Source organism: Vibrio sp. 10N.261.51.F12, assembly GCF_041471725.1.
Taxonomy (GTDB): Bacteria; Pseudomonadota; Gammaproteobacteria; order Enterobacterales; family Vibrionaceae; genus Vibrio.
This window is the reverse complement of the sequence record NZ_JBFROV010000016.1, coordinates 81435-97780: the sequence shown is the minus strand read 5'-3', so window position 1 is coordinate 97780 and position 16346 is coordinate 81435. Positions and strand designations below refer to the sequence as shown.

The window sequence follows — 16346 nt, the reverse complement described above, 5'->3', positions numbered from 1 at the left end:
CGGCTTTTTATTGTTTCGTCGGCAAGTATTCAAACCTAAACAACGTTTTCTCTTACATAACACGAACAAAATTTTACCAAAACCTAACCATCATCTTCAGTAAAACTCGTTGGCAATGTTGTTTTCATTTCATTCCACATATGGCCGCTGTCTAAACCGTATTGGCGAATAACCATCGGCAAACGGTCTCGATCACCAGACTCACAAATAACCAGCAAGTCCTTATAAAAATTTAGTGCCAATGTTCTTGCTTGGGCGTTAGAAAAATAATATGTGCCTACGCGGTCATACAGTTTTTTAACCCCATTGAAGATCAATCCGTAAATTTGATTCCCGGAATGAAATGCTAATCGCTGAAACAACATGTAATCATAAAAGTTAAACGTGCGAGCAATTAAAGCGATCTGACGCTTCTCTTCGTCTTTTTCGGTTTCATCTTTTACATGCTGACGAATCTTGTCTTCGTACGGTGAGGTTGCAACAAATGCATCCCATGACTCTGCGTTAAGTAAGCTCTCACAGGACTCAATCACACCCTCTATAGTGCGTTCTGAGTTTTCTTTGTTCGCTTTGAATGCATAACGCATAAAAATCGGGCTAATACTCGTTCGAGCAGCAAGCAAATCTTCAACAATCGACGTTGCATTATCAGCATCTAGGGTCATCAACGTATCGAGAATATGTAAACCGGAGGTTTCCATAAACTGGTTCACTTTTGTTGGTTTACCATGCTGAATGGTCAACCAACCATCTCGAGCCAGACGCTGTAATACCTCTCGCAATGTGGTCCTTGTGACCCCAATTAGCTCTGATAACTCACGCTCTGCCGGTAAAATTGAACCAGGGGGAAAGCGACCATTCCAGATACTCTCGATAATATATTTTTCAGCGAACCCTGCTGGGCTCTTCGCCTTAATCACCATTATGGGGTTTATCCAATTAATTTATTCATTTGGTTATGGAACTCATCATACCACTACTTAAAGAATTTGGTAAACCTACACTACTTATATCTGTAACATTAAAAATATAGAGTATTGACTCTATATTGACATTTTATTAGCGAAGTGCCGTTATTGGTGATGAATATGAATCACTTGCTCCTGTTAATAGTGCTGCTACATACTCATGCCTTGGTACGCATGCAGTTTGTCCCTATAATTCAATATATCTATTATTACGTTATATCCGAAGGTTCGATACTTTTCGCACAGAATAACTTACTTTTTTACGCCCTTCACATACCTTATTATCGATGAGTCTTATTTTAAACAATCCATGCTCACACAGATGTTTAACTTCAAGGCATGAAACACCGCAATTTACTTATCTTGCATGGATCGCGTTTTTGGCAAAAACTATAAAAATCAACCCCTAAAATTGTAATTTTTGTTGACTAAATTTAACCAAAGAGTAGAGTTGCGGTCGAAGCAAGGAGTGCTTTAAAACTGAGAGACTTGGCAAGTGAACGCAGTTATTCGCTAACGTGCAACCATGTTTGTTTTCTAAGTTTTTACAGTTCAACTTTTGTTTGGAACTTCCTCTCAAATACTCAACGCACCCTTGCAATTGTCGATTAATAACAACAAAGAGTATTAGTATGCCGATGTCTCTAGGAAACGCTTTCATCAAGAACTTCCTTGGTAAAGCTCCGGATTGGTATAAATTAGCGATCATTGCTTTCCTAATTATCAACCCTATCGTTTTTTTTCTGATTGATCCCTTCGTAGCTGGTTGGCTACTGGTTATCGAGTTCATTTTTACGTTAGCAATGGCGCTAAAATGCTACCCATTACAACCAGGAGGGCTGCTCGCGATAGAAGCTGTCGCCATGGGGATGACCAGTCCTGCCATGGTAAAACACGAAATAGTCAACAATATCGAAGTATTGTTATTGTTGGTGTTTATGGTGGCAGGCATCTACTTCATGAAACAACTATTGTTGTTCATGTTTACTAAAATTTTGCTCGGTATCCAATCCAAGATCATTTTATCGTTGGCTTTTTGTTTTACCGCCGCTTTCTTATCCGCATTCCTCGATGCATTAACCGTGATTGCCGTCGTCATCAGTGTCGCTGTAGGCTTCTACTCGATCTACCATAAAGTCGCATCCGGCAAAGGGTCAGGTTCTTCTCATGATCATACTCACGATGAAGAAATCTCTGAACTGACGCGTGACGATTTAGAAGACTATCGAGCTTTCTTGCGCTCACTACTCATGCATGCCGGTGTTGGTACTGCCCTAGGTGGCGTAATGACCATGGTAGGCGAACCACAAAACCTGATTATTGCCGATCAAGCTGGGTGGCTGTTTGGTGAGTTTATCATTCGCATGCTACCAGTTACTGCACCAGTATTCGTACTTGGTCTTGTCACTTGTGCGTTGGTTGAAAAATTTAAGGTATTTGGCTACGGCACTAAGCTACCTGAAAACGTTCGTAAGATTTTGGTTGATTTCGATCGAGAGGAACGCAAATCTAGAACTAAGCAAGACGTTGCAAAGCTTTGGGTTCAAGGCGCTATCGCTGTTTGGTTAATTGTGGCGCTTGCCATGCACCTTGCTGCGGTTGGCCTCATCGGCCTTTCCGTCATTATTCTGGCGACAGCGTTTACGGGCGTGATCGAAGAGCATTCAATGGGTAAAGCATTCGAAGAAGCGTTGCCGTTTACTGCTCTACTTGCGGTATTCTTTTCTATTGTTGCCGTCATCATCGATCAAGGCTTGTTTAAGCCCATCATCGATGCTGTCCTTCACGTTGAAGATAGCAGCAGCCAACTCGCGCTATTTTATGTTGCCAACGGTATCTTATCGATGGTATCAGACAACGTCTTTGTCGGAACAGTCTACATAAACGAAGTAAAAACAGCACTCAACGAAGGCATCATCACTCGCGATCAGTTCGACTTGCTGGCCGTTGCTATCAACACAGGTACGAACCTACCGTCCGTTGCAACACCAAATGGCCAAGCGGCGTTCTTGTTCTTGCTTACATCAGCACTTGCCCCGCTCATCCGTTTGTCTTACGGCAGAATGGTCGTGATGGCACTGCCTTACACCCTAGTACTGGCACTTGTTGGTTTGTTTGGTATTGTTTATTTGCTCGAACCGATGACCGCTTGGTTTTACGACGCGGGCTGGATTGTCGCGAACTCAAGTAAAGTTATTGAGGCCGCAGTCTCATCTGGGCATTAATTTTTAGTTGATTGTGAAACTAATCCACGATAAAAAGCTCTGAGTATTCAGAGCTTTTTTTATTCCAAGGACGAATCAGTGACCATTCTCTCCAACATCAAAGCATTTTCAACAACACGTCTATCATGGGCTTTGTTATTTGCTTGCACATTAATCTTTGAACTATGTGCGCTTTTCTTTCAGCATGTCATGATGCTGGGTCCGTGCGTCATGTGTATCTATGAGCGAGTGGCAATGTTCGGTATTTTAGGTGCCGCGTTTATTGGCATGCTCAATCCAAAAAATGTCGTCTTGCGCTGGGTTGGGTTTGCCGCATGGGGTGCATCCGCGGTAAAAGGCCTCACCTTAGCTCTTGAGCATGTCGACTACCAGTTTAATCCCTCTCCATTCAAAACCTGCGACCTCTTCGTCACATTTCCGGATTGGGCACCACTCAATGAGTGGGCACCATGGCTATTCGAGGCTTACGGCGATTGTTCAAAAGTTGTTTGGCAGTTTTTAACACTGTCCATGCCGCAATGGCTTGTCATCATTTTTGCGGGTAACCTTTTCGTGTTAGCGATCATTATTTTATCTCAAGGTGCTAAGCAGACCCGCTCACGTGCTCGAGGTTTTCAATAAGTGACACTTGATTGAAGCCAGTCTGTCGATGTTAAAAAGCCTCCAACAGGAGGCTTTTTAACGACAATTTGTACATTCATTACTAGTGTTGAAGTTATTTACCACAACATTTTTTGTACTTCTTACCGCTTTCACAAAGACACGGGTCATTTCGTCCCGTGTCTTTAAACGGATTGACTGACTGAGACTGATGGCCAATCATCATCTCATCCGCGGCCAGTGCTATCTCGTTGATCATATGATCAACTTGTGGGATTAACCCTTCAAGTTGCGGTAAGGTCTCAAACCCGGCTTCCGTCATTTGCGCATGCGTTTGCTCTTCATCAATCGCCAACATTAGCGTCGTTAACCAAGCTTGCAACATACGCATTGTGCCATCATTGGGCGACTTTTTTAGCCATAACGGTTCAACATGCTCCCAAACCACCATAAAGCCTTGCGCAAAATCGGCTAAACGCTCTCGACTTTCACCCACTTTAGGTAGAAGGCTGTACTGATTAGCTTTCAAATACGCATACTGTGCATTTAAGTGTGCGACGACCCAGTCTTCCTGTGACTTGTCGTAATCAGCAATCACGCTCGCAAGCCAGACCGAAGGCTCAAGTGGAGATACGGTAAAGTTTGCGGCTAAGATCGCCCCTTCTAGATAATCGGCCGACTCGCCTTGCCACGCTTCTGGCAATTGAATGAGGTTCATAAGTTCAATTCTGTATTTAGGTTTGCCGCAAGTATATTTCGAGCGTGTCGATACATCAATGGTCGATTCTTGATCGCTTTCCAGATAGAATCGCCGCTCCAGAATTATGAGAGTACCAATATGCGTGTTGTGCTAGGTCCGATGGAAGGTGTTTTAGACCATTTGATGCGAGAGATTTTGACTGAGATTAACGACTATGATCTCTGCGTCACTGAATTTGTGCGTGTTAGCGACCAATGTCTCCCTGACCACGTTTTCCAGCGCATTTGCCCTGAACTCTCGCAAGGGTCACAAACTAAATCTGGTACGCCTATCCATATTCAATTACTTGGCCAGCACGCACAATGGATGGCAGAAAATGCGGTAAAAGCGGAACAGATGGGGGCAAGGGGGATCGACATTAATTTTGGTTGTCCAGCGAAACTAGTGAACAGAAGTAACGGTGGTGCCGCCATGCTTCAGTATCCTGACCAAATCTACCAAGTCGTTAAAGCCTGCCGTGATGCCGTCGACGCTACCATTCCAGTAACAGCGAAGATTCGCCTCGGTTGGGAGAATCCAGACGATTGTTTCGAGATCGTTGACGCCATTGAACAAGCCGGCGCAGCTGAACTCACGGTTCATGCTCGAACCAAAAGCGGTGGGTATAAGGCCAGTGAAATTAAGTGGGATTATATCACTGAGATCCGTAAACGCACGTCACTGCCGTTGATAGCCAACGGTGAGATTTGGAACTACGCGGATGGCCAGCGCTGTATTGAAACCACCGGTGTCGATTCATTGATGGTATGTCGAGGCGCATTTAACGTGCCTAACTTAGGCAATGTCGTCAAACATAATCATTCCGTGATGCCCTGGCATGAGGTCGTTGACCTATTATTGCAGTACTCCACATATGAAATGAAAGGTGACAAAGGCTTATACTATCCGAACCGGGTGAAGCAGTGGTTTGCTTATCTTCGCAACCAATACCCTCAGGCGATGGATTTATTTAGAGAAATTCGCATCCACAAAACCGCTGCACCCATCGTTGCCGATATAAAACGCTATCGTGACGCAATCGATGGTGCAACGACCCTGTGATCATTAAGTGCTAGAGCCGGAGATTCTTAACTGCCAGAACTAACGGCTTATTACTAGAGTTGGCTCATCAATCATTACCTTTCGGCGTTGGCAAGCAGTATTGACCCTCTCCCGCCAATTGTCACGGTAAACGCACTGTCTTGAACCGGTTGAGACTTCTTCGTCCACCAGCAATGCATTACATGAAGATCGGTGGCAAGCTTCCATAACGGTAGTGTCACTGTGATGTCACGATCAGAAAGGTTAAAGCCGCTGATCACAACTTCCCCCCCGAGTACTCGTGCAAAGACAAGGCATTGCTCACTCACCGACAAGGTGACAAAGCTGCCTTTCTGTAACGCTTTGAACTGCCGTCTTGCCGCGATTAGATGCTTAAAATACACTAACCAATCACTATCCACTGTCTTATCCCACGGAAAACATCGGCGATTATCGGGATCATGCCCTCCTTCCAAACCCACTTCCGTGCCGTAATAAAGACAAGGTGTGCCAACATACGTCATTAACAGTTGCGACGCGATTTTGACTGCTTGTGAATCCCCATGCAATGTCGTCAAGAACCGTTCCGTATCATGGCTGTCCAGTTGATTCAGTTGTGACAACTGGTTGGCCCACGGCACTTTGGCTTGCGCCTCCAACAACCAAGCTAAGAAGTCATGACAATCTATGTCAATGGGATCAAATTGAATGTCCTTATGAGCCAATAGCGCCCTAACTGGGTGGGCGAACCCATAATAGTTCATTGAACCGTCTTCTTGATCGCCTTGTAACCAACTCGTCGCCTCAAAGAAATGTTCACCTAACATGTAAGAATCTGGCGAGACCGTTTTCATTGAATGACGAAACGCTTTTACGTAGTGGGCATTATTCGCGGCCCCTTCCCCTTCTCCCAGCATATGGATAACATCAAAACGCCAACCATCAATAGAATAAGGTGGTTTTAACCAATGTTTGATGACAGAGTTTTCATTGAGATAAATCTCGTTACGCACTGGCTCGTGATGGAAATTAAGTACCGGCAACGTATCAATGCCCTTCCAGCCGACATAATCCTGACTAGCACCATCAAAAAAATAGTAGTCGCGATATGGGCTGTCTACCGACCCATACGCCCCATTGCCTTGCTGTGATTTATCAAACCATGCGTGCTCGGTCGAGGTATGGTTCAGCACCGCATCCAACACCACTTTCATACCACGTTGGTGAATATCAGCCGATAGCGCTGCGAACTGCTGATTGGTGCCAAATTTTGGGTCAATCGAAAAATAGTCAACTGTGTCGTATTTATGATTCGAGTAGGACTTGAATATAGGGTTAAGGTAAAGGGTGGTGATGCCCAACGCCTGTAAATAGTCTAGTTTTGCTTGTATACCCGCTAAATCGCCACCGTAGAACTCGACCGCCCCGGTATTACCGTGCTGACCAACCGGATCCCCCCACTGTCGTTTAACCGATTGTCGATTCTTACCAAGATATTGATATTCACCTGTTTCTACGCTCAAAGACGGGTCACCATTACAGAACCTGTCGGGGAATATTTGATAAAAAACTTGTTCTGACACCCACTCTGGTGGGCGATCGACACGATTGTATTTAAAGTGATATTCTCTTCCTGGCATCCTGGGCTGCACCCCTCGGCCATCTAACCAATATTGCTTGGCTCCTAAGATTGCTTTGAACGTGTAGTATGTGACGTCTTTATCAAGACTCATCGGCAGCTCTGCACGCCACACCCTCAATTGACCTTTGAGACCCATAGGCTGCATCTCAATCATATATTCTTCATTATCAGGCTCATGCCTGAGCAGAACACGCTCGAAAGATAGATCTTCGGTTAATAATTCAATCACGAGATAGCTCACGTTCAGCGTCACGCCATCGGTCGTTTGGGAGTGGTAGAGATAAGGTGTGCTCATGGGTATCTTCTTATTAAACGATTGAGATAAGACTATTTTAATTAACTTCCCCTATAAAAAAATCCCCCTTCAAATTGAAGAGGGATCACAGTTGGTAGGGTTAGAACTTAGGGCGTAGCGACAACCTCATACACCTTAAATAACTAGCTAAGCAGCAAGCTATCATCCGCTAATTCTTCGCCTCTTACCTTAGAGAACATCTCAAGTAGGTCCGGTACCGACATATTGGCGCGCTGATCACCGGCAACATCCAACACGATCTCACCTTGGTGCAACATTACCGTTCTATCACCACACGCAAGCGCATCTTTCATCGAGTGAGTCACCATCATAACGGTCAGGTTAAACTCATTGATGACCTTTTTTGTCAGGTCGATAATGAAAGCCGCCATACGAGGATCTAACGCAGCAGTATGCTCATCGAGTAATAGTAACTTACTGTCGGAGAGCGTCGCCATCACTAAGCTCACGGCTTGGCGTTGACCACCTGACAATAGCCCAATGTTGTCACCTAGGCGATCTTCTAATCCCAAGCCAAGAATACTAATACGCTCTTGAAATAGCTGACGACGTTTTGAGGAAAGTGACATACTCCAGCCTCGTTTTTTCCCGCGCATGTAAGCCAATGCCATGTTCTCTTCGATTGTTAAATCGGCACAGGTCCCCGCTAGTGGGTCCTGAAAAACACGTGCGCATTGGTTAGCACGCTGATCGACAGTTTGCCTAGTGACATCCATCTCATCAATCAAAACCCGACCACCAATCATTGGTGTTTCACCTGTCACGGCGCCTAATAAGGTTGATTTCCCAGCGCCATTAGAACCAATAACCGTCAGAAACTGATGCTCTGGAACCTCTAAATTCACACTTCGTAACGCGCGGTTTTCCAGGATCGTTCCTGGGTTAAAAGTGACCTGAATATCTTCTAATCGAATCATGTTACTTTCCCCGTTTTGCCTGAATTTGAATTTGCCTTATTCTCAACAGGCTTACCGACCTTTTTTGCTTTAAGGTTCCCCTTAATCTTCGGCGCAATCAACGCTGCGGCAACAAGGATGGCCGTAACCAAGTTAAGATCTGATGCCTGTAATCCGAACATACCACTACTTAAGGCAAACGCGACCGCAAGGCGATACAAAACGGACCCAACGATAACCGCCACAACAGCGATCCAAATTCGTCGACCAGGAATAAGCGTTTGACCGAGAATAACAGCCGCTAAGCCGACAACAATCGTCCCTACCCCTGAAGTCACATCAGCAAAGCTGTTCGTTTGAGCAAACAGCGCGCCTGCAAAACCAACGAACCCATTTGATAACGCCAAGCAAAAATACGTGTATAACGCGGTGCTTGCGCCTTGAGCTTTCACCATACGTGCATTGACACCCGTCGCGCGAAGCCCTAAACCAAAGTCACTATTCAATAAGCGGACAACAAACCAAGCGGAAATAAGGACTAATACACCAACAACGATAGGACGAATGTACATTGAATCCCCCATCATTTCGAATGGCGTTAAAATCGTCTCCTCACCTAACAGCGCGATATTAGGTCGACCCATGATTCGGATATTGATAGAAAATGCAGCGATCATCGTCAAGATAGAGGCCAGAAGATGCAAAATACCACAACGAACCGCTAAAAAAGCCGTGACCCAACCTGTCGCTGCGCCAGCAACAATAGCCATTCCCGTCGCGAGCCAAGGGTTAATTCCAGAAACGATGGCCGTTGCTGCCACTGCAGCGCCCATAGGAAAACTGCCATCAACACTCAGGTCAGGGAAATCGAGCACTCTGAAAGTAAGGTAAACACCCAGTGCCACTAAGCCATAAATAAGGCCTATTTCAATGGCACCGAAAAATGCAAAAGCAGACATAACAACTCCTTTTCTGCTTATTTATAAGGACCGAGTAGAGCACTCGGTCCGGAATAGGAACAAAACCTATTTAACGCTGGTCGCGCGATCCATGACGGTTTTAGGAATCGTTAGACCCAATTTTTTAGCGGCCGTCGCATTAATAACGAGATCCGACCCTTTAGCGACTTTAACATCCAGTTCACCGGGATCTTTACCATCTAAAATTTGTGCAACGTAGTCCGCCGTTTGCACGCCTATCTGGTAGTAATCAAAGCCAAGGCTTGCTACTGCACCACGCTCAACATAAGACGTTGCTGCACCAAACACTGGTGTATTCGCTTGGTTTGCTGAAACAATCATACCTTCAATTGCACTGGCAACAGTGTTATCGATCAACGCATAGATAATGTCTGACTTACCAACAATTGCCTGAGTCGCGGTTTGAACATCCGCCGTTCTAAGCGCTGTTGCTTCAACCAATTCGATACCATGTTTCTTGGTGCTTTCTTTCAACAGCTCCATCAAACTCACGGCGTTAGCTTCGCCAGGATTATAAACCACACCGATCGTTTTCACGCTTGGCATAATTTCTTTAATAAGCGCCACGTGCTGGTCAACTGGAGACAAATCTGACAAGCCCGTTACATTTTGTCCTGGCTGCTCGAGTTGCTTAACTAACTTTGCGCCTACCGGATCGGTCACAGCAGTAAAAACAACCGGGATATCACGCGTGGCAGAAACAAGCGCTTGTGCGGTCGGCGTAGCAATTCCGACGAGCACATCTGGGCGTTCACCAACAAATTGGCGAGCAATCTGAACCGCAATCGCAGGATTACCTTGCGCTGTCTTATACTCAAACTCTAAATTCTTACCCTCTTCATAACCGTTGGCTTTAAGGCCATCAACCAATCCTTGTCTTGTCGCATCCAACGCAGGGTGTTCAACGATTTGTGAAACGGCAACTTTTGCCGTTTTTGCCATAATGCTGGCTGAAGACAACAATGCTGCCCCCGTTAAAATCGCGGTGGTAATTAGCTTGCTTGCTTTCATCTTGACTCCTTGATTCAGCAACTCGTTTTTGTGTTTGCTGTGACGACACCCCATTATTGAATTTGAGGTGTAATTATTATTTTACGATCTATTATCGATGTGATTTATTAATCACACTTAACCAATATTACTACCAGTAAGCACACCAAATTGAAAGAAGTTATTAACATCTAGCGCTGCAAACGTGCGGGCAGGACAGTTTCACAAAAAACATTCCCTCTGCGCCGTACATAATACAATACAGGATGCGCTGTCTATTTTTCAATGACGAAACCATAGCAGTGAACGCACGACAAATAGCAATGGCCAACATGAACCACGATGACAACTTCCCGATCTATTACTAATCAGCATTCCCGACTATATTTGAAATAACGTCGTCTTAAAGGGATAAAAATGGACATAAAATCTCTCATCCGTATAGGCCTTATAGGATGTATAGCTTCAACAGCTAACGCTCAAGAATTTGAAAGCAGTGAGCATAAAAAGCTCACGCAAGTTTCTGGCGTACCATGGGCAATCGAAACCTTTTCTGATACGCATTTTCTCGTCTCGATTCGTTCTGGTAAATTGCTACTACTCAATAGCAAAACTGGCCATTCCGAAACCATTGCTGGGCTACCTGAGATTTATAGCAAAGGACAGGGCGGGCTGATGGACATAGTGCAAAGCCCCAAAAATGATAATGAGTTCTTTTTTACTTACGCGAAGCCCGTCGATGATGGGGGTGCACCGACGCTTGCAAAAGCCACGCTTGAAAATCAAACCCTGGTCAACTGGCAAGACCTATTTACCAGCAACACGGCAGTAACGACAGGTCGTCATTTTGGTAGTCGGCTCGTTATTCAAGATAATAAAGTGTTTATGACCATTGGTGATGCGGGAGATAGGGACAACGGCCAAAACACCAAGACCCACGCAGGAACCATCGTAAGGCTAAACCTTGACGGTACAATCCCTAGCGATAATCCATTCATTGAGGATGGGAATTACCTACCCGAAATTTACAGCTATGGGCACCGCAACCCCCAAGGTATTGCTTATCACCCTAGGACCCAACAATTGTGGGCAATCGAACATGGCCCTAGAGGCGGTGACGAACTCAATTTGATTGTAAAAGGTCATAACTACGGCTGGCCGGTCACTTCACACGGAAAAGAGTACTGGGGGCCGTTAAATGTTGGCGAAGCGCAAGAAAAAGAAGGGATCGCCGCACCGAAAAAAGTCTATATCCCATCAATCGCACCAGGTTCGCTTTATATTTACCCACATCAGTACTTTCCTCGCCTAGAAGGTAAGCTATTAATCGGTGCGTTGAAGTTGACTCACATCAACCTACTCGAAATCAATCAAGCGGGACAAGTGTTGGAAGAAAGGCGTTACTACGAGGAGTTCAATGAGAGGATAAGAGACATTACCTCTGATACGAAAGGCGTCGTCTGGTTTACGACCGACAGCGGTTACATCTACCAGGTCTCCCGCGCATACGAACCACAGTAGTCACCAAAAAGCGAAGATCTTACTTATGTATGAAGACACTCTGATATAACTCTATAACTCTTATCATAAAAAAACAGCCTGCTACTCAGCAGGCTGTTTTAAAAATTCAATACTATTATTAGAACCAACGCTCAAACGAGCTGCGGTCGAGCTGTCGAAAAGCATTATTCAGCATAACCGCCAATTCTTTGTAGCGAGGTTTCGCTTTCGGTGGCTCTAAGGCATAACCCGTTTCCGTCACCTTTTGATGAAGCTCGCGGTACCAAGATGCCAGTGCAGGAGGTAATGTGGTGTTTGACCGGTTTCCCAACCACCACATGCCTTGTAGCGGTAGACTGATCGCAAACAATGCAATAACAATTGTTTGAGGGAGCGCTTGTGCGTTGTTGAAGACCATCTGAGTAAGCACACTAATAGCCGCCACTGCAGGCATCACTTTCACAGCAAACTTTGTCGCCTTAATAATGCGCTGTTCTGGAAACAGAGGCGTTAACTCTTTTCTCATCGGCCAAGTATCCATGTACTTCTGACCATTTTTCAAACTCTGAGTTAAGCTTAGTCTTTCACTCATCGGCAACCTCACTAAAAAAAAGTTTAACCATTCAAATAAAAACGCAAAATATTGACGAAAGTTAATATTCTTTCAAATTTATTTTGTTATCATTACGCAATATCGTTATTCTCTGCGTAACCTCAATCTCATTGTTGACTTTATTTTCGGATAAGGCAACCCAGAGATGAACGTCGCAAGGACGCAAAAGTGATTTTCTGAGAAAATCGCTTATGATTATACGGCAATTGTTGAATTTTTGATCAAGGCTGAATCGTAACAATTTGTGCGATCTCAGCCTTGAGATATTTATACCCTTGATCTTCGATCAGACAAATTACAGGTAACCTTTAATGTCTAAGCTAGTTTTAGTTTTAAACTGCGGCAGTTCTTCTCTTAAGTTCGCTATCGTTGACGCAACCAATGGTGAAGAACACCTAACAGGCCTTGCTGAGTGTCTTCACCTTCCTGAAGCACGTATCAAGTGGAAACTTGATGGCAAACACGAAGCACAACTAGGTAACGGTGCTGCTCACGAAGAAGCATTAGCGTTCATGGTAGAAACTATTCTTGGTTCTAAGCCTGAGCTTAAAGCTAACCTAGGCGCTATCGGTCACCGTATCGTACACGGTGGCGAGCAATTCACTTCGTCTGCACTTATCACTGATGATGTTCTTAAAGGAATTGAAGGTGCTTCAACGTTTGCACCTCTTCACAACCCTGCGCACATCATTGGCATCGAAGCGGCTAAGCACAGCTTCCCTGAGCTTAAAAACGTAGCGGTATTTGACACAGCATTCCACCAAACAATGCCTCAAGAGTCTTACCTATATGCCCTTCCGTACAACTTGTACAAAGAGCACGGCATCCGTCGCTACGGCATGCACGGTACTTCTCACCTATTTATCGCTCGTGAAGCTGCTGAGCTACTAGGCAAGCCAACAAGCGAACTAAACATCATCAACTGCCACCTTGGTAACGGCGCATCTGTATGTGCTATCAAAAATGGTGAGTCTGTAGATACTTCAATGGGTCTTACTCCACTTGAAGGTCTTGTGATGGGTACGCGTTGTGGTGACATCGATCCTGCGATCATCTTCCACCTGCATGACGCACTAGGTTACTCAGTTGAGCAAATCAACACGATGCTAACGAAAGAGTCTGGCCTACAAGGTCTAACTGAAGTGACTTCTGACTGTCGTTTTGTTGAAGACAACTACGGCGAGAAAGAAGAAGCAACGCGTGCGATGGACGTGTTCTGTCACCGCCTTGCAAAATACGTTGCTGGCTACACGGCAACTCTAGACGGCCGTCTAGACGCTATCATCTTTACTGGTGGTATCGGTGAGAACTCTGCACCAATCCGTGAAATGGTTCTTAACCGTCTAGGCGTATTCGGTATCGAAGTAGATAACGATGCGAACCTGAAAGCACGCTTCGGTGGTGAAGGTACTATCACTTCAGCTGACAGCCGTATCCCAGCAATGGTTATCTCGACTAACGAAGAGCTAGTGATTGCCGAAGACACTGCGCGTCTAGCAGGTCTGTAAGATTCAAACTGGCTGACCTAATGGTCGGCCAGTTTTTTATTAAGCTCAGTTTTTCTCGCTTGCCCCCAATCGAAGTGCACAAATGCACTGAGCTTCTTCCCCCCTTATATAGTTTGAGGTGCTCAAAGAATGTCCCGTACTATTATGCTTATCCCTACTAGCGCAGGCGTCGGCCTAACTAGCGTTAGCATGGGTCTCCTTCGCGCAATGGAGCGTAAAGGTGTTAAAGTTTCTTTCTACAAACCAATTGCTCAACCTCGTAGTGGTGGTGATCAGCCTGATCTAACCACAACTATCGTTGCCGCGAACAGCGATATGAAAATTGGTTCGCCTCTTCAAATGTCTGTCGCAGAAAGCCTAATCGGCAACGACAACATGGATGAGCTGCTAGAGACGATTGTAGAGCGTTACAACCAAATCAATAAAGATGCAGATGTGACTCTAATCGAAGGTTTGGTTCCAACTCGTAAGCACCCATTCGCTAACCAAGTGAACGCGGAAATTGCAGCGACACTTGGTGCAGAAATCGTCATGGTTGCAACACCAAGTACAGACAACCCAGTACAGCTTAAAGAGCGTATTGAAGTAGCGTGTTCAAACTTTGGTGGTACAAAGAATAAGAACATCTCTGGCGTTATCATCAACAAATTGAACGCACCCGTGGATGAAGCAGGCCGTACTCGCCCTGACCTTTCTGAAATCTTTGATGATGCAGACACTGCAAAACAAAACGAATTGAAAGTGATGGAAATCTTCAACACTAGCCCAATTCGTGTGCTAGGTTGCGTGCCTTGGAGCATCGACCTTATTGCAACGCGTGCTATCGATATGGCGCAGCACCTTAATGCTGAAATCATCAACGAAGGCGACATCGCCACTCGTCGTGTGAAAAGCATTACCTTCTGTGCACGTTCACTGCCAAACATGATTGAACACTTCAAGCCAGGTTCATTGCTTGTCACTTCAGCGGATCGTCCAGATGTTATCGTTGCTGCTGCACTTGCTTCAATGAACGGCGTTGACATTGGTGCTATCTTGCTAACTGGCGGATACGACATTCCAACTGAAATCCGTGACCTAATTAAGCCTGCACTTGATACTGGCCTGCCAATCTTCAAGGCACAAGGTAACACATGGCAAACGTCTCTGAACCTGCAAAGCTTTAGCATTGAAGTCCCTGCGGATGATAAAGAGCGTATTGAGTTCATCAATGACCACGTTGCTGGCCATGTTGATGGCAACTGGATTGAATCAATGACGGAAGGGACTGAAAAGTCTCGTCGTTTGAGCCCACCAGCATTCCGTTACCAGCTAACTGAGTTCGCTCGCAAAGCTGGCAAGCGTATCGTCCTTCCTGAAGGCGATGAGCCACGTACCGTTAAAGCGGCGGCTATCTGTGCAGAGCGCGGTATTGCTGAATGTGTGCTTCTTGGTAACCCTGAAGAGATTCGCCGCGTTGCTGCGCAACAAGGTGTTGAATTGGGTGCTGGCGTACAAATCATCGACGCCGATGCAGTACGCGATAACTATGTTGCTCGTCTTGTTGAGCTTCGCGGTGCGAAGGGCATGACAGAAGTTGTGGCTCGTGAAAAACTTCAAGATTCAGTTTTCCTAGGCACAATGATGCTAGAAAACAACGAAGTTGACGGCCTTGTTTCTGGTGCGGTACACACGACAGCAAACACTATCGTGCCTCCGTTCCAAATCATCAAAACGGCGCCTGATGCGTCTATCGTATCCTCTATCTTCTTCATGCTTCTGCCTGACCAAGTATTGGTTTACGGTGACTGTGCGATCAACCCAGACCCAACGGCTGAACAGCTTGCTGAGATTGCTATTCAGTCTGCAGACTCTGCAACTGCATTTGGTATCGAGCCTCGCGTTGCAATGATCTCATACTCTACTGGTGAGTCTGGTAAAGGCGCAGATGTTGATAAAGTACGTGAAGCAACGAAACTTGCTCAAGCGAAACGTCCTGACCTTATCATTGACGGTCCGCTACAGTACGATGCTGCTATCATGGAAAATGTTGCCGCTTCTAAAGCGCCTAACTCTCCAGTTGCCGGTAAAGCAACCGTATTCGTATTCCCTGATCTAAACACAGGTAACACGACATACAAAGCAGTACAACGTTCAGCTGACCTTGTATCAATCGGTCCAATGCTGCAAGGCATGCGCAAACCGGTTAATGACTTGTCACGTGGCGCGCTAGTAGACGACATTGTTTACACTATCGCTCTAACAGCAATTCAGTCAAGCCAAGAGCAAGGCTAATTAATGTCGCTAGCGAGATAACATTCACGCAAGCAACAAATCATTAGTCCTATG

General features: G+C 45.4%; 13 protein-coding genes. 6 read left to right on the top strand and 7 right to left on the bottom strand.

Features of this window, described 5'->3' with window-relative positions:
* Nucleotides 1-83: 83 nt before the first annotated feature.
* Nucleotides 84-923, bottom strand: coding sequence for a fatty acid metabolism transcriptional regulator FadR (gene fadR, locus AB4405_RS10785; RefSeq protein WP_372060774.1), 840 nt, complete (start codon nt 921-923; stop codon nt 84-86).
* 677 nt (nt 924-1600) lie between these two features.
* Here fadR and nhaB point away from each other — a divergent pair.
* Entirely contained in the window at nt 1601-3193 is a 1593-nt protein-coding gene (nhaB, locus tag AB4405_RS10780) for a Na(+)/H(+) antiporter NhaB (protein ID WP_372060773.1), read from the top strand.
* 78 nt (nt 3194-3271) lie between these two features.
* Nucleotides 3272-3814, top strand: a complete 543-nt coding sequence (gene dsbB, locus AB4405_RS10775; protein WP_372060772.1) for a disulfide bond formation protein DsbB — start codon at nt 3272-3274, stop codon at nt 3812-3814.
* A gap of 94 nt (nt 3815-3908) precedes the next feature.
* Here dsbB and AB4405_RS10770 read toward each other — a convergent pair whose 3' ends face one another.
* Nucleotides 3909-4511, bottom strand: a complete 603-nt coding sequence (locus AB4405_RS10770; RefSeq protein ID WP_372060771.1) for an SEC-C metal-binding domain-containing protein — start codon at nt 4509-4511, stop codon at nt 3909-3911.
* A gap of 120 nt (nt 4512-4631) precedes the next feature.
* Between AB4405_RS10770 and dusC the strand changes: the two genes are divergently transcribed.
* Nucleotides 4632-5594, top strand: coding sequence for a tRNA dihydrouridine(16) synthase DusC (gene dusC, locus AB4405_RS10765; protein WP_102467694.1), 963 nt, complete (start codon nt 4632-4634; stop codon nt 5592-5594).
* Nucleotides 5595-5668: 74 nt separating this feature from the next.
* Here dusC and malZ read toward each other — a convergent pair whose 3' ends face one another.
* From malZ to AB4405_RS10745, 4 genes are all read right to left on the bottom strand, one after another.
* Nucleotides 5669-7510, bottom strand: coding sequence for a maltodextrin glucosidase (gene malZ, locus AB4405_RS10760; protein WP_372060770.1), 1842 nt, complete (start codon nt 7508-7510; stop codon nt 5669-5671).
* A gap of 143 nt (nt 7511-7653) precedes the next feature.
* The gene (locus AB4405_RS10755; protein WP_102467692.1) at nt 7654-8448 is read right to left on the bottom strand and encodes an ABC transporter ATP-binding protein; all 795 of its coding nucleotides are present in this window, start codon (nt 8446-8448) and stop codon (nt 7654-7656) included.
* The gene (locus AB4405_RS10750; RefSeq protein WP_102467691.1) at nt 8445-9386 is read right to left on the bottom strand and encodes an ABC transporter permease; all 942 of its coding nucleotides are present in this window, start codon (nt 9384-9386) and stop codon (nt 8445-8447) included. The genes AB4405_RS10755 and AB4405_RS10750 overlap by 4 nt, the downstream gene beginning before the upstream one ends.
* A 66-nt stretch (nt 9387-9452) precedes the next feature.
* Entirely contained in the window at nt 9453-10418 is a 966-nt protein-coding gene (locus AB4405_RS10745; RefSeq protein WP_102467690.1) for an ABC transporter substrate-binding protein, read from the bottom strand.
* 396 nt (nt 10419-10814) lie between these two features.
* Between AB4405_RS10745 and AB4405_RS10740 the strand changes: the two genes are divergently transcribed.
* Entirely contained in the window at nt 10815-11918 is a 1104-nt protein-coding gene (locus AB4405_RS10740; RefSeq protein ID WP_372060769.1) for a PQQ-dependent sugar dehydrogenase, read from the top strand.
* Between the two features lie 118 nt (nt 11919-12036).
* Here AB4405_RS10740 and yfbV read toward each other — a convergent pair whose 3' ends face one another.
* Nucleotides 12037-12489, bottom strand: a complete 453-nt coding sequence (yfbV, locus tag AB4405_RS10735) for a terminus macrodomain insulation protein YfbV (RefSeq protein WP_102467689.1) — start codon at nt 12487-12489, stop codon at nt 12037-12039.
* A gap of 332 nt (nt 12490-12821) precedes the next feature.
* On the opposite strand from yfbV, the gene AB4405_RS10730 reads away from it, so the two are divergent.
* Nucleotides 12822-14018, top strand: coding sequence for an acetate kinase (locus tag AB4405_RS10730; protein WP_372060768.1), 1197 nt, complete (start codon nt 12822-12824; stop codon nt 14016-14018).
* A gap of 129 nt (nt 14019-14147) precedes the next feature.
* Nucleotides 14148-16292, top strand: a complete 2145-nt coding sequence (gene pta / locus AB4405_RS10725) for a phosphate acetyltransferase (RefSeq protein ID WP_372060767.1) — start codon at nt 14148-14150, stop codon at nt 16290-16292.
* Nucleotides 16293-16346 lie beyond the last annotated feature (54 nt).